Source organism: Sinorhizobium sp. M4_45 (genome assembly GCF_002885915.1).
Classification (GTDB): Bacteria; Pseudomonadota; Alphaproteobacteria; order Rhizobiales; family Rhizobiaceae; genus Sinorhizobium; species Sinorhizobium meliloti_A.
In genome coordinates this window covers 1-16,605 of the sequence record NZ_NWVE01000017.1, presented here as the reverse complement: position 1 = coordinate 16,605, position 16,605 = coordinate 1, and the positions used below count along the sequence as shown (strand labels likewise).

Below are 16,605 nucleotides of genomic sequence, written 5' to 3'. Positions count from 1 at the left end.
GAACTGGTCCGCGGCAAGGGTCAAGCCACCTGCGGGCGACGTTATTCGGTGACCTTCATCTCGCTCACCATCAACTTCGCGTCGACACGCGGCTGCCATTCCATGCGTTCCGACATTCCGTAGATGTCCTGGAGATTGAACAGCGGCACCGTGTAGTTCAGGTCGTGCCCCTTTTTCTGGATATCGTCATACAGCGCCTTGCGTTTTGCGGTATCCGTTTCGACGCGTGCCGCTTCGATCATGGTGGCCATCTCGGCATCCGAGTTCGATGCCGCTGCACCGTCCTTGTGGTAGATGAAGGACATTTCCCGGTCGGCATCGAGCAGTTCGTTGGAATTGGCGATGAAGATCGCGTCGGGACGCGGCCCGTCGCCCATCAGGCTGTCGAGATACTGCGAGAATTCCTGGATGTCGGTCGTGACGTTCAGCCCGGTCTCGGCCCAGTAACCCGCAACCGCCTCGATCTGCTCACGGTCCTTCAGCCAGCGGCCGGATTCGCCGACGACCACGAGGGGTTTGCCCTCGGCCCCTGCCTCCTTGATCAGAGCCCGCGCCTTCTCGATGTCATAAGGATAATGCTCCAGCTTCTCGTTGAAGCCGAAGGCGGCCGGATTGATGTGCGACCCCTTGGCGATCGTCGCATAGCCCATGAAAAGGCCCTCGACCATGGCCTTGCGGTCGATGGCGAGGTTGAGCGCCTCGCGCACCTTCGGGTCCTTTGTAACTTCATTGTCCGTACCCAGGACGAAGACGGACGTCTCGAGGCCGGGAACGGCAGCGAACTTCGGCACATTCGTCGTGAACTCCGGCAGGAGGTTTGTGATCACGTCGAATTCGCCGGAAAGCAGGCCGGAAAGGCGTGTGCCCGGCTCCGTCACGAAGCGGTAGGTGACGTCGTCGATCTCAGGTTCCCCGCCCCAGTAGTCCGCGTTTGCGACGAGCTTCAGGTCCGTCCCGCGGTTCCAGCTTTCGAACTTGTACGGACCGGTTCCGACCGGCGCACCGGCAAGATCGCCGTCCTTGGCATAGCCGGGAGCGATCATCTTCATCCAGTACATGCGCGAAGGGAGGATCGGATCCGGACCTGAGGTCATGAGGTTGACTGTCAGGTCATCGACCTTTTCGGCCGCCTTGATCGTACCGAAATACGCCATCTGCTCGGAATTGTTGGCAGGATCGATGACCCGCGAGACCGATGCAACCACGGCATCGGCATTGAAAGCTTCGCCATTGTGGAACTTGACGCCGTCCCGCAATTTGAACTGCCAGGTCGTGGCGTCGATCTGCTTCGGAGGCTGCGCGGCCAGACCCGGCACGAGTTCGCCGGTCGGCGTCCTTGCCATCAGCGTCTCATAGATGTTGTCGTTGACCTGGCGCTCGCCGCCGTCATCCCTAAGCTGCGGATCGAGCGTCGAAGGCTCCGACCCGATGGCGATGGTGATGGATTGTGCCCATGCTGGCGAACAGGCAAGTGTGGACGCGAGTAACATCAGGGCACCCGCAGACAGTCTCTGTATCTTCCTCATTCACGTTCCCCTATTTTTTGTTTCAGGTTTCAATGGCTTCAGCCGGCAATTTCCTTTCCCGGATCCCGGTGTCGCCGTTCATGCCGGCCTTTGCGAGCGACGACAGGGGTACGGGCCGCAACGGCCAACGGCAAGCGCCCATTTCGGCAATGCCTGCCGGAGCGGCTGCGGGGCGCAGTTCGGACATCAGTGAAAGCGTCCATTCTGTGCAGAAGCGTCCCTGGCAGGCACCCATGCCGAACCGTCCGTTGAGCCGCAATTCTCGTGCCGAAACAGCGTCCGGCCCTGACATTTGCGCCTTCAGATGGCCGATTGTCCGGTTCTCGCAACGACAGATCACCGTTTCGTCCGGACAATCGCCCAGGATCGGCGCATCTTGGACGGGCGCGAAAAGGCGGGAGAGGCTGGTCTGCAGGGAGCGCAGCCGTCGAATCCCGCTCCGGCCACTGCGCGGCGCGCGCCCTGCCAGCCGGGCCGCAGCTTCGCGGCCCGCTTCGGCTCCATCCGCCTCGGCGGCGTGCGCGCCGAGCACTTCACGAACGTCTCCGGCCCTAAGGATGACGAGGCCTGCCGCCGCATCATTGGTCGGCAGGCCGAAATCGTTCGGGCGCAGCCCGTCATGGAGACCGATGCGGTCGACCTCGATCCGCTCCTCCCGCCCATTTGACGCGATGAGGCATGCGGTGAGCATATCGCCGGATCGGGTGATCTCAGTCAGACGCGTGCCGCGGCGCCACACGACGCGGCGGAGCAGGACAGGCACCATCAAGGCAGCCATGTCCGCAAGGATGGACGGATGAGCCAGCAGACGGACAGCAGCCAGGGGCCGCGAAGCAGGATCTCCCTCCTCGATGACGGCCACCGGCGGATTGCCGGCTGCCGTCATTTGTGCGGCCAAAGCGAGCAGCAGCGGGCCGCTTCCCGCAAGCAGGATGCGTCCCTCCGGCACGCGGCCCTCCTTCAGCATCACCTGGAGACCGCCTGCTGCAGCGACGCCAGGCAAATGCCAGCCCGGACGCGGTCTTACCCGCTCCACGGCCCCGCAACCTAAAATCAAGGCGCGCGGCCGGCATACTTCGACCTTTCCGGCTGCCCGGTCTTCGATCAGCACGGCGCCTGTGCTGTCGATGCCGACGAATGCCCGGCGGGTCCGAACATCCACGCCCGAGGCGGAAAGCTCCGCAGACAGGGCCTGCCAGCGGCCCCTAAGCGACGGTAAGACGGCAACGGGGGCCGCGCCTTCGGCCGGCTGGCGATGGATGGCGCCGCCGAGTGCAGGTCTCTGCTCGCAAAGCATCACCGAGAGCCCCGATTTCGCAGCTTCGATCGCCGCCGAAACGCCGGCCGGTCCGCCGCCGACGACCATGACGTCAGCTTCTCGCATCGTCATCCTCCAGCGCCATCACGACCATACCGTCATAGACCGGTTCGAGGCAGGCCTCGGTTGCGCGTCCATCCACGCGGACGAGGCAACACTGACAGGCACCGATGCCGCAGAAATACCGGGTTTGTGACCCGGCAGGATCCTTTCCGAATCCATGAATGTTCGAACCGGCAAGGGCGGCTGCAATGCTTTCGCCTGCTCGGAACGGCACCTCGGCGCCCCGCCAGAAGAAAATCCCGACGGTGGTCATGCCGCGATGCTCCTACCGGCGAACCGCCCCGGATCGAACGGCGAAACATCGACTTCCGGCTCCTTCCCCCGAACAAGATCCGCAACGATCCGGCCGGTCAGCGGCCCAAGACAGATCCCGTCTCCCTCAAACCCGGCTGCGACGAAGAGATTGTCGACGCCCGGCATCCTGCCGACCATTGGCAGGCCGTCGCATATGGCAGTGCGGATGCCGGCAAAGCACCGAAGGATGCGCAAGCGCCCTAGCGCGGGCACTATGTCCCCGGCGGAGGCCGCCAGGTGAGCCACCGCTTCGATATCATTTTCAGGGATGGTGCGGCCCTCCTCCCGTGTCGAGCCGATCAGGAACTGGCCGGTATCGAGCGGATCGATGACGACGCCGTATCCCCGGGCATCCACCTGCGTGCCCTGGTGCTTCTTGCTGAGGAGATAGCTGCAGGAGAGAAGCGAACCCGGCAGGCCGGCATTGAGAGCGGGTGCCCGCTCGGTCACCAGTTGCTGCCCCCTGCGTGGACGCGACACATCGGGAAGTCCTATGAGCTTGCCCGCGCCGCCACCTGCGGCGACGACCACCGCCGAGGCTTCGATCACCGCGTCCCCGACACGAACGCCGCTGACGCGGCCGGATCGTCCGTCGTATTCCAGCGCCGCAACGGGGGAATTGCGCTCCACCTTCAATCCTGCGGCAGAAATCAGACGCGAGACTATGCTGTAGCCGATCGCGTGCCCCTCGTCTTCGACTTCCAGCACTGCCACCGTTTTTCGGGAGAGCAGGGCCAATCTGTCTGTAACCATATCCCTGGTGAGCCAACGCACCGGCGCACCGACCTCGGCGAGAGCTTTCGAGTGGTCGGAAAGGACCTCGGCTTCCGCGTCGCTCGTCGCAACGAGGAAGGTGGGCCGCCTGTGGAACAGGCCCTGGAACAATCCCTCCTGCGCGAGTTCGCGATAAAGCGCCGCTCCGGCCCGGGCCATGGTCATCATCGGACCCGGGCGCTTGCTCGCCACCGACACGGCACCGTCCGCAGCGCCGGTCGCCCCGCTGGCCGGCGTCGAAGCGTCGAGCAGCCGAACGGGCGTACCCGCGAGTGCGAGAAACGACGCGGTCGAGGCGCCGACAATGCCCGCTCCGATAACGATGACTGGTGGTGAAAAATGCTGCTCGCGCACCTGATCCGAACGCCTTGCAAGGAGGTTTCGGGACAGATCGTAGCGCGCCCGGCAAAACCGCGTCGATAAAAGAACAAGGGTACGAGTTATGAAAAAACTTACAACTCGCCGGCTCTGCGCCTTGCGGCCCTGCCCCTGCTCACCGTAACGTCCTCGGCGCGAATGCACACGAGCCGCAGGAACCGCCACTTGCCCAGCATCAGCCTCTCACTCGTCCAGACGTTCTACCAGCTCGGACGGACCGGCTCCTATTCCGCCGCGGCCAGGGAACTCAATCTCAGCCATCCATCCGTGGCGAACCATATCCGGCGGCTGGAACACCTCCTCGGCGAGCGGCTGGTCGTCGCCGAGCGCGGGGCACGGCGTGTGGGACTGACACCTCGAGGACTTGCGCTTTACGAGCTGATCCGTCCGGAATTCGACATCATGCTGACGCGTCTGACGCGACTGATGGAGAGCCAGCGTCCGGTGCTGCGGATCGGCATGCCGCAGGGAATCTTCCATGATCTCTTTCCCCGGGTCGTCCGTAAGTTCCATGAAAGCCGCCCTGACGTGGAGCTTGTCGTGTACGAGCGTGACACTGCGCTGTCCGATCTGGTCCGCCAGGGCAGCCTCGACATATTCATTGCGGAGCGGCATTTTGGCGACTCCGTCGTGATCCAGCAGTTGATCGGCCGTTACAGCCTTTCGCTCGTCTATCCTCGAACCTGGGGACCCGCTCCCGCCGAGGGCGGCATTCCCGAATGGGCCTGCGGCCGTCCTTTCGTTTCGCATGAACCGGGACAGATAATAAGGGACATCGCCACCGGTTTCCTCAGCAGCAAGGGTGCGGTTGTCGAGCCGCTGATCTCGGTGTCGTCAAGCGTCAGCATCAGGCGCTACGTCAGCGAAGGCCTCGGCTTTTCCATCTTGCCGACCTGGTCCGTCGGACCGGACGATGACACGATAACCCGGGTGGAGCTGCTGAGCCTCACACCTGTTCCCATCTATTTCGGGACAGCGCACTTCCTGAAGGACAACGAGACCGTCCGGGCCTTCTTCAGCCACTGCCAGTTCGAGCTCTCCGGCAGATCCTGATCGGCCATGCTCGCCTCGAAGCGCCTTTTCGAATTCCGGCAGGGCGTCGAAGAGATCGGCGACGTTTCTAAAAGCTACACCCTGCACTGCAACTGCTCGTCATGAGAACTCAAGAATGCGCTTGACCAAATCGATTCCGCGACCTATTAGGAAATGAACGTTTCCTAATAGGTCGATCAGATGAGTTTCGAAAGCATCTCTCCTCGCCCCGTCGGGCGGCCGCGCGAATTCGACATGCACCAGGCTCTGGATGCGGCGATCCGCATATTTTCCGAGAAGGGCTATCACGGGACCTCGATCGCCGAGCTCAAGGCGGAAATGGGACTGACCGCCGGCAGCATATACAAGGCCTTTCGTGACAAGCGTGACGTCTTCGTCGTCGCCTACGACCGCTATAAGCAAATCCGCGCCGATCTTCTGGATGAGGCGCTGTCCTCAGCCTCCACCGGTCGCGAAAAGATCGCCCGCGTCGTCGGTTTCTATGCCATCTCCGCCTGCGGCGAAACCGGCAGGCGTGGATGCCTGGCCATCGGCGCTGCCGTGGAACTGGTTCTGTCGGACGCCGAGATCGCCGAAAAGGTGGCCGGACACAATCGCCATCTGGTCTCCCGGCTCGAAGATTTCATCCGCGAAGGCCACCAAGACGGTTCAATCCGCCAGAACGTCGATCCTGCGGGGACCGCGCTTGCGCTGTTTTCCTATCTTCAGGGCGTCCGCATCGCCGGCAAAACCGGAGAGCTGGAAAACCAGATGCTCGCTTCCGCCGAAGCCGTCCTGCGCATTCTCGACTGATTGAACCGTCCGCCTCCTGCCTCCCAAGGAACTCTTCAATGACAGCTCCCGTATCCATCGCCCAGACGCAGCATCCGGCCGGGCTTTCTTCCGGCATGACATTTCTCATGGCCGCCGCCTGCGGCCTGATTGCCGCCAACCTTTACTATACCCAGCCACTCGCCGGCCCGATCGCACTCGACATCGGCCTGCCGGCAGAGGCGACCGGCCTGATCGTTACCCTGACCCAGATCGGCTATGGCATCGGATTGCTGCTGCTCGTGCCGCTGGGCGATCTCCTGGAAAATCGTCGGCTGATCGTGACGATGATCGGACTGGTCACTCTTGCCCTGATCGCGGCCGGTCTCTCGACCACACCCGGGCCTTTCCTCACAGCTTCGCTTGCCATCGGTTTAGGCTCCGTTGCAGTCCAGATGATCGTGCCCTTCGCTGCCAACCTTGCTCCGGATGCGGCTCGGGGCCGCGTCGTCGGCAATGTCATGAGCGGGCTGATGGTCGGGATCATGATGGCGCGGCCGATTTCCGGGCTGATCGCCGGCCTCAGCTCCTGGCATGCCGTCTTCTATGTTTCGGCCGTCGTCATGGTCGGGCTGGGCAGCCTGCTGTGGGTGCAGCTGCCGACCCGCCGACCGGCGGCCCGGATGACTTATGGCCAGCTCATCAAGTCGATGGGCAAGCTCCTCGCGACGCAGCCGGTCCTGCAGCGCCGCGCCGCCTATCAGGCCTGTCAGTTCGCTGCGTTCAGCCTCTTCTGGACCGTCACGCCGCTCTATCTTGCCGGCCCGCGCTTCGGGCTTGGTCATAACGGCATTGCGCTTTTTGCCTTGGCCGGTGTCGCGGGCGCAATTGCTTCCCCCATCGCCGGGCGCCTCGCGGATAAGGGCTTGATCCGGCCGGCGACGGCATTCGGCCTTGTCGGTGTAGGAGCCGCTTTCCTGATGACGCAGGTCGCTACCGAAGGGTCCACTACCGCGCTCACGCTTCTGACGCTGGCGGCGATCCTGCTCGACTTCGGCGTGACCATGACCTTGGTGACCGGGCAGCGCTCGATCTACGAACTCGGCGCGGAGTTGCGCAGCCGGCTCAACGGCCTGTTCATGGCCATATTCTTCACGGGCGGCGCCATCGGCTCTGCCCTGGGCGCCTGGGCATTTGCCTCTGGCGGGTGGTGGCTCGCCTCCATGATCGGGCTTGCGCTGCCCGCTACGGCGTTCGCCATCTTCCTGACCGAGAAAATCGATCAGAAAAGAGCCCTGAAGCACTGATCGAATTCAGATTTTACGGCCACGCCCTGCGCGTCAAGCGCGAACGGCGTGGCCGGAAGACGACCGGTCTACTCCTCCACCGGTCCGTAGAGACCGAGCCGGTCGAGCAGCGCCCGCTGACGATCGACACTTTCGACGAGCAGGCCGGTATAGCGATCGATGATCCGGCCGCGGTGATCCGGGTCGGCAACGGCAGCGAGCGCGCCCAGGATTGCCGCAACCCTTTCCGACGTCTGCCGCAGCTCCACCAGGAGTTCCGCCTTGCCACCGACCTCGGCGACCAGCCGCTTCGTTACGCGGCCGATGCCGGCGGGCGTGCGGCTGCCGGCCGATACGTAGCCCTCGGGCAGATCCCCCTTGAGATTGGTGACCGACTTGAAGCGGATGACATCGAAGATCTGGTCTACCGCCTGTTTCGCGCCGGTCACGCGCGAAGGATGATCCGTGTCGGCTGCCGCGTGAGGCAGGAGTTCCAGCCGGCCCTTATGGCGTTCCTCTAGTGCCAGGTAAGGAAGCATCGGCCCGCTGAGCTTGCCGGTCGCGACGTCCTTGAAGATGTCGGCATCGATCGCCGCATGCGCGATCTTGCCTGTCGACAGCGCCTCGTCAAGCGCGGCGGTATCGACCACCTCGCCCCGGTCGTAGTTGACCAGCACGGCGCCATCCTTCATCGCGCAGAGCACCTTCTGATCGACGGTTCCGGCGTTGGAATAGAGACCGGTCACCGGATCCAGGCGTCCGAGACCGATATGGACGGAGAGCACGTCGGCGCCGGTTGCCGCGGCTACGGCACTTTCGGCATATTCGAAGCCCTCTGTCTCGATCCAGTGCTTGTGGTGGTGGCGGGCGTAGATCGCGACATGCATACCGAAGGCCTTGGCGAGCTTGGCGACTTCACGGCCGATATTGCCGTAGCCGAGAATGGCGATCCTGCGGCCCTCGAGCTTGGCGGTCGGGAAATCCTTGAGCTGACGGCCGGTATCGAAGTCGCCCTCTGCGACCATCCGGTGCAGCCTGTCGACCGGCAGGTCTGGAACGACCTTCAGTATCGCCTTCATCGCCATCTGGGCGGTCGCGCGGCTGTTTATGCCCGGCGTGTTCATCAGCGGCGCCTGGCCCCCCTCGCCATTGCCGCCGCCCCAGGAGGCCGAGCCCATGTTGCCGGTGCCGGCGCCGATGCGCACGCCGCCGAGCGGGAATACGGAAGCTTTCGGAATGAAGGTCGCCGCCGCAATCAGCGCGTCGTACTGGCCCTTGTCGGTCTGCGGCAGAATTTCCGCCTCGGTGCTCAGGTCCGGCTGGTAGAAGAAGTGGATGCGGCCCTTCTCCAGGGCAGACCGGTCGCCGATCGGCCCCAGGTGGAACACGCCGCCCTTTTCCTCGATATATGCCTTCACCTCGCCGTGATCCGGCCGGCCATCGGCACCGAAGCGCAGTCCGACCAGGTCGGCGATCAGCACGGTGTAGGCACGGTCGGGATCGTCCTTGCGGACGGCCTCGCCGGCTTTGGCAGGGGCTTCGAACGTGACGCCCTTCTTCGCCAGTTCCTCTTCGAGGACGACGATCTTGGCGCGCAGATAGGCGTATTGCAGGTTCTCCAGCAGTGCGACGACGTCGTCTGGCTCGCGGATGCCGCCGACCCAGGCGCGATAGTCCCCGGGTGTGCCGGGGAAGGCATTGACATAGCGGGCCGCGTCGAGGCCGGGCTCGTATTCGCCATTCGGATGGGTGATGCCCTCATAGCCGAGCAGCTGCTTCGAACGTGCAATGATGCGGGCATGGATGTCTGTATCTGTGATGTCTTCGTCGACCACCTTCAGGAGCGTCACTGCCGCACCGCGGCGCTCCGGATCGGCAACGGTCAGCTTCAGGAGCGGATGCGTCTCCACCCACTCGTCGATCACCTTGCGATTGGCGGCGGAGCGCCGGTTGAGCTCGACAACGGAGCCGACGCGCGCCTCGGACTGCAAGAGACCGAAGGTGGTCTCGGCGAACGCGAGCGCGCTGTAGGTATTTATGACGCCGCCGAGCATGCGGTCTTCGGCGGCATCATAGAACGGGCCGGCGTCGACAGAGCGCTTGGCCGAAAATGGCTGCCTCGGGTCGACCGGCGGCGCGATCTTCAGCTGGCGCGGGATAGCCCAGGCAGGGTCTTGCTGGTTCTTCTCGATCAACGTCAGGGCTTGCGGCGTGAAGGAGGCGACGAAATAACCCGAGACCCCGCCGATCGCCTTCTGGAAGGGCATGAACAGGCAGCACTTCGCCATCACGGCGCTGACCAGTTCCGGTTCCCACGGCATGGCGCCGAGCATCGAGGTAGCATCGAAAACCGCATGCCGGTTGGCCGGATCACCGTCGATCCACTTCAACAGTTCGCGGATCTCGCCGCTGGTATAGGCATTGGCGCCGGTCGTCTCGTGCCCGACGCCGACGAAGATCGACACGCCGAGGGCGGAGAGCTCTTCTGCCGTCGGAATCACGCCTTCGGAGGCTGCGAAATGAATTCGGCTCTCGCAGCCCTTCTCGGCGAATCGCTGCATTTCGACGAGCTGGGTCGCCCAGGACTGGCGGAAGAAGCCCGCGGCTCTCGAAGGATCGCTCTCTGGCCGCGGCGTATCGACATAGACGCGTTGGGAGGCGTCGTTGGCGTTCATCAGGTGCTGGACGCAGACAGTGAAGCCGCTGTGGCCGCCGCCGAGACCCACTGCCATACGGTTCGTCTTCGGAAAACCGAAATAGCGATGGATCGCCCGCATCATGTCGGTCAAAATCTTGTCGGCCGGATAGCCGCGATGCATGCTGCGGGAGATTTCCGCCGTGGTGAAGCCGCCGATGTCATTGCCGCTGTCGTCGAACTTGCGATAGGTCTTCTCGATCCAGGCGTCGAAGGCGATCCGCCGCAAGCGGCTGTCCACCTCATCGGTGGTCGCGTCAGTGATCGGGCCGACGCCGAAGAAAGGATTGGACGGCAGCTTCGGCGCGCCATTCCTCGTCAGTTCGAGTGCCTTCAATCGCTGTTCCTGCATCTGCGCGCTGTTCGTCATGATCTGCCATCCATTGTCGAGGCCTGAGGATGCGCGATAGTGGATCGAACGGAGCATAAACAAGACCTCATCTGCGCCGATCAGCACGCGGAATGCGTCATGCCCGTGCTCGCGAGTACCCGTACTGTTATTCGTAGGCTGCGGTGATGGCTCGAGCCGCGGCCGCGATGACGGCAGCACGTTCGGCCTGACCGGCGCGAGACTCTGCAACGAACGCGGCCACGGCAATGCGCCTCCCGTCCGGCGCCGTCAGAATACCGACATCATTGGTCACACCATTGATGCCCCCACGGGTCTGGCTCGTGCCTGTCTTGTGCCCGATACCCCATTCTGGAGGGATGCCCGCTCGCAGCCGATCGGGAAAGGTGGTCGTTTGGCTCATGACCGTCAAAAGGAATTCCGTCGAGCCCGCAGTCAGGAGGCTGCCTGACGCAAGGCTGTACAGGAAAGCAGCCATGCCGCGGGGTGTCGCGGTGTCGCGCGGGTCCTTGATGTAAGCCTCGAAGGCGGTTTGGCGGAGTGCCGCGGGAACTTCCCTGCGCGCCTGCTCCAGCCTCTGCGGAAAGACGAACTCTGGCTGCCACATCAGCCCATCGGTTTCAGTTTGAAGCTCGCGCTCGGTTCGGTCGATCCGGACGCCCGTCAGTCCCGCCTTTTCGAGGAAAGCCTGTATCGCCTTCGTCCCACCCAGGCGGGCGATCAACACGTCCGTAGCCGCACTGTCACTTGCGACGACCGCCCGGCGCACGAGATCCCGAACACTCGTCTCAAAGGAGCCATGCCTGGCGACGATATCGGCGATGGGCTGGATGTTCACGCTCAGGTCTTCGCGCCTGATGGTGATTTGGTCGTCCAACCGGATACGCTGCTCGTCGACCGCCTGCATGACGGCTGCAGCGACGACCAATTTCATGACACTCTGCAGAGAGAACCGTTGAGCGCCGTTCACACAAACAGGCGACTTAGGCTGGTCCTGCACGCAAATGCCGACGCGGCCGGGATGCGCGTCGGCGAGTGTCTCGAGCTCCAGACGGAGGCGGTCCGTTTGGGTGATCTCGCCTGCAAACATTCGAGAAGAAAAGAGGTTTATGAGAATTGCGACCGCAGCGGTCATGCAGATGATTCTTGGCATGCTCTCACCAATGAAAGGATGTGCTTCGAGCAAGTTGTTGCCATAGAATACAAACTGAGCCAAATGATAGAATCTCAGCGTAACCTGAATGAGATTCACTTTATGGACTGGTGCAAGGTCGACCTCAACCTCTTGAAGGTGCTGGCGGTCATGTTGGAAGAGCGGAGCGTTGCCCGCTGCGCCGATCGTCTTTTTGTCTCTCCCTCTGCAGTCAGCCACGCACTCGCTCGGCTGAGAACGATGTTCTCGGATCCTCTCTTTGTACGCAGTGGCGGGGCGATGTTGCCTACAATTCGTGCGCAGAGCCTGGAACGCTCGCTTTCGCTCCTGAGTACGGTTTTGAACGCCGAGCTCGAAAAGACGCGAGGGAGCCAATGCACCACGGCGTTCCATCCGGCCGAGTCGGTGAGAGATGTCAAGATCGTTTCACCCGGGGCACTGGAGCTTACGCTGGTGCCGGCCGTTATAGCCATATTGCACGAGCAAGCTCCAAACTGGACACTGACAGTGGAGCCGTTTGAACGGCGCAGCTATGAATCAGATCTCGCGACCGGTCGCGTCGACTTCGTGCTTTCCATCGGTGGAACCACGCCTGTCGGAGCGCTCGTAGACGGAATCCCCTTATGGGAGGACGAACTCGTTGTCCTCGCCGGCCCGCGTTCGGATCTCTACGATTGTGCCGATCGGATTTCGACCGAGCTTTTTCTAGCCCATCGGCACGTTTATCCGCTTCCGTGGCCAATTTCCCAGAACTACCTTGATGTGGAGTTGGCGCGGCGCGGGCAGCACCGCAATATTGCCGTCTCGCTACCGAGCTATGCCGCACTTGGCCATCTGCTGGAAGCCACCGACCTGGTTTCTTCGCTGCCGGACCGTTCCGCTCGCGCGCTGATGCGCAGCCATGCTGATCTAAAACTGCTTCGCCTTGAACCAGCGCGACGATCGGAGCTCTCGCTCCTCTGGGGGATCGCGGCTGCTCAAGAACCGGCGATCGCGTGGATACGGGACATCATTCAACGGGCCGCGGGCGAGCTAGAGAGCTTCCCGGACAAAGCGTTGCCGGTGACCGGCGCCCCAGTCGGCCGACCGTCGCTTAGGCCTGTTCGATAGGCCTGTCGTTTCATCGGGTTTGCGCCTGAGTCTGCGCATTCGTTGAAGACCCAACGAGGGCCGAAGCGTCTTCCGCGGTTGCACTCAAAGACGAGATCTCGAAAAGAGTGGCAGCGCCGCACCCTCCGTCGACGCCGCCACTTCTGTGCAGGAACTTCGTCTGCATTCTGCAGGAGCTATTGCTGTCCGCCGCCCGAGGGAGCTGGCGTCGCGGTGCCGCCTGAAGGCGCCGATGTTTCTCCACCAGACGGTGCCTGAGGCGCTTCGACGTTCGGCACGTTCACGTCGACATCGGTATTCCCGCCGCCTCCGCCGCCGTTGAACAGGTCGCCGCCGAACAGGAACAAGGCTCCGACGATCAGCAGAACCACGATCACTGCGACGGCCCAACCAGCACCGCTGCCTCCGGTATTCACAACTGTTGGTCCTCTATCAGCCATGTTGTTTCTCCTTGTCGTACTTTCCTTCAACGCAAACCATCACAGAAGATTTAAGTTCCCTAAAGCTAGGTAAAAGGAGGACACGGCGACAACAGTTCCGACAAGGAAATCGGTGATCGCGTTCGCCTCGGAGACAACATTCGGATGGCGCAGGTTTGTCGCGAGATATCTACTTGAAGACACCTTCAAAGGTGCATTGCGTCATTAATCTCTCCGAGAAACCAGTGTCATCCTCATATATCGACGGGAAGAGGCAATAGTATATATCGGACCTTAGTCCCATGGATCCTGACAAAAGTCTTACGGCAGTTGCCGAAAACTTACCCGGCACATATCCCGGTGAACGCCATGGCGGATCTCGTCACCTGACGGCGGCCGATTCGGACTTAACCACCTGCGTTGGGTCAGGTTTTCTGCAGCGAGATCGGCTGCTTCACCGCTGCCAGATCAGGGCCGCGGACGAAGCGATACCGCGCTTCAATGAGGTTATAGATGCCGAAAGCAGCAATACCGGCAGCCACGGCGATGTACAGGATCGAGCCGAACGGCAGTTGTCGAAGCCACTCCAGGGCATCGCTCATGCTGCCAGCCTGTTCCGGGTCAACCCGGAATCCGGCATAGGCGAACAGGATGCCGATAATCACGAAGACAGCGCCACGCGCGACGAGGCCGTAAATGCAGATTGAGGTAAGGACGCGGTTCCGGTCGGGAATGCGGAGATATCGCTCGAACTTTCGTGTGAGGCCTTTGTACGCGGTGACGAGCCCACCGACGATGAAACCGATCCCGACCGCGATCGCCAGGTACGAGCCGAACGGCTTCGACATGATCCATTCCGCCAGCCCTTTCTCGCCAGATTCCTGGTTTCCACCCGCAAGAAATAGTGCATGTCCGAGGGAGTAGCCGGCGAGCCCAAGGTACACTACGGCGCTGCCGAACAGTGCACTGCGTACAGTGAGCCCCTTGCGATCGGATCCGTGGCCGTCACTATCCGCAAGGGACTGGGCCAATCTCCAGGCGACGAACCCGAGCAGGCCCATCCCGATCAATCCGACCCAGACCCGGCCGAAGGGCTGTCCGAGCAGCGTCAAGAGCGCTGACTTCATTTCGGGCCGACCGCCTGTCACTCCGGAGAAAAGAGCGAGTCCGGCAACGAGAAGGAACACGACACCACGGGCCGTGTAGCCTGCTTTCGCAAGTAGGCCGAAACGAAAACTTGACGGCATCGTGCTCTCCGCGCTCCAATTTACTTCGTCTACTAACGCACGACCTGCCGGAAGGTTGTCGCGGTTCGACCCAAGCTCTCGGCCGGCACAGACAGCACCCGTTACAAGATGTTTTCGATGCACGGGCCTGCCCGAACAGCCGCTTGTCCTCGGAATTCCAAGGGTGTTGCCGTGCGGCACTCCCCACCCTCTGTTCCTTGCCATCAACGTCTGAGACATGCCATCAATGTGAGACGCAAGCGGCCGCGAAGACTTCAGTGCAAGCAGGCATTGCAAGGCGCGCAGCAGAGGTGCGCTCGGGCGCATCTTCGTCAGACAGGCCACACACTTCAGGAGAACTCATGTTTGACCATGTCAAATTCGGCGTCAGCGACTACGCCGCGAGCAAAGCGTTCTTCCTCAAGGCACTCGAACCACTCGGCGTGACTGTCGTCTCGGAGGGTGTGCCGACGTACGGTGTCGAGCTTAGCCCGAAGGGCAAGGCTTCATTGTGCCTGTACCAAACCGAGGAGAAGCCGGCGCATCTCCACCTGGCGTTCACAGCCGAGAATCGCCAGCAAGTCGAAGCTTTCTATCGCGCGGCTCTCGAGGCGGGCGGCAAAGACAATGGCGCCCCTGGTCTGCGCCCGAACTACCACGCGAACTACTATGCAGCTTTCGTCATTGGTCCGGACGGGCACAACATCGAAGTCGTTTGCCACGAAGCTGATGCCTAATCCTGCCATCGAGAGGCATCGGCAGAAGGGCTTCGCCTAGCTGCCGGGTCTTTCTCGTTCGGTGTGCGCCCCGTTATACCCTCGCCCTGAACCTCAATACCTCCACTTAGGAGCGCGCTTTGCGTTGTGAAGCAACTCGCGAGCCGTGGCAAACCGGCCGAAGAGGCGGGTCAAGCGCCGTTTTTCGTCCTCGCACAAGTTTTGCCGTCGGCAAAACTCCGGCACTGACCACATTTTGGTTGCAGCCTCTGCTACTGCGGCTTGCGGCTGAATGCGCTCCATAGAAATCCTCCATCCCATGACGCGAGTCACACTACCAAAGTCTAATTTAGCTACAAATAAAATAAGACATGTGCTGAGGAGTTTTTTCGGCAGTTGGCTTTCGGGCAGTCGCTCAGTCCCAGCATCCGCCTGACCACCGAGGCTGCGAGGGGAGCACGGGCCGTCCCGCAAAAAGAGATAGAAGCGGGCTTTCAGCTTAAGTTGACTTGGTGGTCGCAACACACCTGCTCTAGCCCCTCAGGCGGTTGGCCGCTTTGCCGGCGGCGTCGCGGTCGTACCGTGCTGCTTGATGATGCGGCGCGCATCCGCAGCAGCGATGCCGTGTTTCCGCGCAAAGTAGTCAACTTCATACTTCCGGGTGCCGATACCAGTCGGCGGTCAGCTACCCTGGGTCTGCCGACAAAGTGCCATCACATCGCCTTTTCGAGTTCCGGCAGGACGTCGAAGAGATCGGCGACGAGGCCGTAGTCGGCGACCTGGAAGATCGGCGCTTCCTCGTCCTTGTTGATGGCGACGATCACCTTGCTGTCCTTCATGCCGGCGAGGTGCTGGATCGCGCCGGAAATGCCGCAGGCGATGTAGAGGTCGGGGGCGACCACCTTGCCGGTCTGGCCGACCTGCCAGTCGTTCGGCGCATAGCCGGCATCGACGGCGGCGCGCGAGGCGCCGACGGCGGCCCCGAGCTTGTCGGCAACCGGGAGGATGACTTCCTTGAACTTCTCCGAGGAGCCGAGCGCCCGGCCGCCGGAGATGATGATCTTCGCCGAGGTCAGTTCCGGCCTGTCGGAGGACGACAGCGCATCGGAAACATGGGCGGAAAGGCCGGGATTAGCCGCGGCGGCAACCGTCTCGACCGGGGCCGAGCCGCCGTCTTGAGCAGCGGCAAAGGAGGCGGTGCGCACGGTGATCACCTTCTTCGGCTCGCTCGTCTGCACCGTCTGGATGGCGTTGCCGGCATAGATCGGCCGTTTGAAGGTATCGGGCGCGACGACCTCGATGATCTCCGAAACCTGGGCGACGTCGAGAAGGGCTGCGACCCGTGGCATGACGTTCTTGCCGACCGACGTGGCGGCGGCAACGACGGTGTCGTAATTGCCGGCGAGCGAAACGATCAGCGCGGCCAGCGGCTCGGCGAGATTGTTGGCGAGCGAGGCGTCCTCGGCGACCAGCACCTTGGCGACGCCCGAAAGCT

The 16,605-nt window shown here is 62.3% G+C and carries 15 protein-coding genes; 5 read left to right on the top strand and 10 right to left on the bottom strand.

Going from position 1 to position 16,605, the window contains the following annotated elements:
* Positions 1 to 41 precede the first annotated feature (41 nt).
* Genes CN933_RS30195 through CN933_RS30180 form a run of 4 tightly spaced genes read right to left on the bottom strand, consistent with a single transcriptional unit; the run spans position 42 to position 4,329 of the window.
* On the bottom strand, positions 42 to 1,526 hold the full coding sequence (locus CN933_RS30195) for an ABC transporter substrate-binding protein (RefSeq protein WP_102763320.1): 1,485 nt from the start codon (positions 1,524 to 1,526) through the stop codon (positions 42 to 44).
* 22 nt (positions 1,527 to 1,548) lie between these two features.
* A complete protein-coding gene (locus tag CN933_RS30190; RefSeq protein ID WP_180980858.1) occupies positions 1,549 to 2,910 on the bottom strand; it encodes an FAD-dependent oxidoreductase in 1,362 nt (453 codons plus the stop codon).
* Positions 2,897 to 3,160, bottom strand: coding sequence for a 2Fe-2S iron-sulfur cluster-binding protein (locus tag CN933_RS30185; protein ID WP_100673325.1), 264 nt, complete (start codon positions 3,158 to 3,160; stop codon positions 2,897 to 2,899). The genes CN933_RS30190 and CN933_RS30185 overlap by 14 nt, the downstream gene beginning before the upstream one ends.
* On the bottom strand, positions 3,157 to 4,329 hold the full coding sequence (locus tag CN933_RS30180) for an NAD(P)/FAD-dependent oxidoreductase (protein WP_180980857.1): 1,173 nt from the start codon (positions 4,327 to 4,329) through the stop codon (positions 3,157 to 3,159). Before CN933_RS30180 ends, CN933_RS30185 begins: the two co-directional genes overlap by 4 nt.
* A 189-nt stretch (positions 4,330 to 4,518) precedes the next feature.
* Here CN933_RS30180 and CN933_RS30175 point away from each other — a divergent pair, with 189 nt between their 5' ends.
* The 3 genes from CN933_RS30175 to CN933_RS30165 all read left to right on the top strand — a co-directional run bounded on the left by CN933_RS30175 (position 4,519) and on the right by CN933_RS30165 (position 7,463).
* A complete protein-coding gene (locus tag CN933_RS30175) occupies positions 4,519 to 5,406 on the top strand; it encodes a LysR family transcriptional regulator (protein ID WP_026168736.1) in 888 nt (295 codons plus the stop codon).
* A gap of 180 nt (positions 5,407 to 5,586) precedes the next feature.
* Positions 5,587 to 6,198 (top strand): TetR/AcrR family transcriptional regulator, encoded by a 612-nt coding sequence (locus CN933_RS30170; RefSeq protein WP_102763317.1) that lies wholly within the window; start codon positions 5,587 to 5,589, stop codon positions 6,196 to 6,198.
* 38 nt (positions 6,199 to 6,236) lie between these two features.
* Positions 6,237 to 7,463: an MFS transporter gene (locus tag CN933_RS30165; protein WP_102763316.1), complete on the top strand. Its 1,227-nt coding sequence runs from the start codon at positions 6,237 to 6,239 to the stop codon at positions 7,461 to 7,463.
* 68 nt (positions 7,464 to 7,531) lie between these two features.
* On the opposite strand, the gene CN933_RS30160 is transcribed toward CN933_RS30165, so the two are convergent.
* Positions 7,532 to 10,507 (bottom strand): NAD(P)-dependent oxidoreductase, encoded by a 2,976-nt coding sequence (locus CN933_RS30160; protein ID WP_102763377.1) that lies wholly within the window; start codon positions 10,505 to 10,507, stop codon positions 7,532 to 7,534.
* A 127-nt stretch (positions 10,508 to 10,634) separates the two neighbouring features.
* Positions 10,635 to 11,576, bottom strand: coding sequence for a class A beta-lactamase (gene bla / locus CN933_RS30155; protein WP_245425235.1), 942 nt, complete (start codon positions 11,574 to 11,576; stop codon positions 10,635 to 10,637).
* On the opposite strand from bla, the gene CN933_RS30150 reads away from it, so the two are divergent.
* On the top strand, positions 11,553 to 12,749 hold the full coding sequence (locus CN933_RS30150) for a LysR family transcriptional regulator (RefSeq protein ID WP_245425225.1): 1,197 nt from the start codon (positions 11,553 to 11,555) through the stop codon (positions 12,747 to 12,749). The genes bla and CN933_RS30150 overlap by 24 nt on opposite strands.
* A gap of 176 nt (positions 12,750 to 12,925) precedes the next feature.
* Here CN933_RS30150 and CN933_RS30145 read toward each other — a convergent pair whose 3' ends face one another.
* Both CN933_RS30145 and CN933_RS30140 read right to left on the bottom strand, forming a co-directional pair.
* Positions 12,926 to 13,189, bottom strand: coding sequence for a hypothetical protein (locus tag CN933_RS30145; RefSeq protein WP_102763314.1), 264 nt, complete (start codon positions 13,187 to 13,189; stop codon positions 12,926 to 12,928).
* A gap of 404 nt (positions 13,190 to 13,593) precedes the next feature.
* On the bottom strand, positions 13,594 to 14,415 hold the full coding sequence (locus CN933_RS30140; protein ID WP_102763313.1) for a DUF1206 domain-containing protein: 822 nt from the start codon (positions 14,413 to 14,415) through the stop codon (positions 13,594 to 13,596).
* Between the two features lie 341 nt (positions 14,416 to 14,756).
* On the opposite strand from CN933_RS30140, the gene CN933_RS30135 reads away from it, so the two are divergent.
* Entirely contained in the window at positions 14,757 to 15,131 is a 375-nt protein-coding gene (locus tag CN933_RS30135; protein ID WP_102763312.1) for a VOC family protein, read from the top strand.
* A 93-nt stretch (positions 15,132 to 15,224) separates the two neighbouring features.
* On the opposite strand, the gene CN933_RS32175 is transcribed toward CN933_RS30135, so the two are convergent.
* Both CN933_RS32175 and CN933_RS30120 read right to left on the bottom strand, forming a co-directional pair.
* Positions 15,225 to 15,413 (bottom strand): hypothetical protein, encoded by a 189-nt coding sequence (locus tag CN933_RS32175; RefSeq protein ID WP_102763311.1) that lies wholly within the window; start codon positions 15,411 to 15,413, stop codon positions 15,225 to 15,227.
* A 410-nt stretch (positions 15,414 to 15,823) separates the two neighbouring features.
* A partial coding sequence (locus CN933_RS30120; RefSeq protein ID WP_102763310.1) for an electron transfer flavoprotein subunit alpha/FixB family protein occupies positions 15,824 to 16,605 on the bottom strand: 782 nt, incomplete at its 5' end.

What these genes read in the sequence shown, in the direction of transcription:
- CN933_RS30170 (WP_102763317.1), top strand. Translation starts at nt 5,587, where the DNA reads ATGAGTTTCGAAAGCATCTCTCCTCGCCCCGTCGGGCGGCCGCGCGAA.
- bla (WP_245425235.1), bottom strand. Translation starts at nt 11,576, where the DNA reads ATGTTTGCAGGCGAGATCACCCAAACGGACCGCCTCCGTCTGGAGCTC.
- CN933_RS30195 (WP_102763320.1), bottom strand. Translation starts at nt 1,526, where the DNA reads ATGAGGAAGATACAGAGACTGTCTGCGGGTGCCCTGATGTTACTCGCG.
- CN933_RS30145 (WP_102763314.1), bottom strand. Translation starts at nt 13,189, where the DNA reads ATGGCTGATAGAGGACCAACAGTTGTGAATACCGGAGGCAGCGGTGCT.
- CN933_RS30140 (WP_102763313.1), bottom strand. Translation starts at nt 14,415, where the DNA reads ATGCCGTCAAGTTTTCGTTTCGGCCTACTTGCGAAAGCAGGCTACACG.
- CN933_RS30165 (WP_102763316.1), top strand. Translation starts at nt 6,237, where the DNA reads ATGACAGCTCCCGTATCCATCGCCCAGACGCAGCATCCGGCCGGGCTT.
- CN933_RS30185 (WP_100673325.1), bottom strand. Translation starts at nt 3,160, where the DNA reads ATGACCACCGTCGGGATTTTCTTCTGGCGGGGCGCCGAGGTGCCGTTC.
- CN933_RS30190 (WP_180980858.1), bottom strand. Translation starts at nt 2,910, where the DNA reads ATGCGAGAAGCTGACGTCATGGTCGTCGGCGGCGGACCGGCCGGCGTT.
- CN933_RS32175 (WP_102763311.1), bottom strand. Translation starts at nt 15,413, where the DNA reads ATGGAGCGCATTCAGCCGCAAGCCGCAGTAGCAGAGGCTGCAACCAAA.
- CN933_RS30160 (WP_102763377.1), bottom strand. Translation starts at nt 10,507, where the DNA reads ATGACGAACAGCGCGCAGATGCAGGAACAGCGATTGAAGGCACTCGAA.
- CN933_RS30135 (WP_102763312.1), top strand. Translation starts at nt 14,757, where the DNA reads ATGTTTGACCATGTCAAATTCGGCGTCAGCGACTACGCCGCGAGCAAA.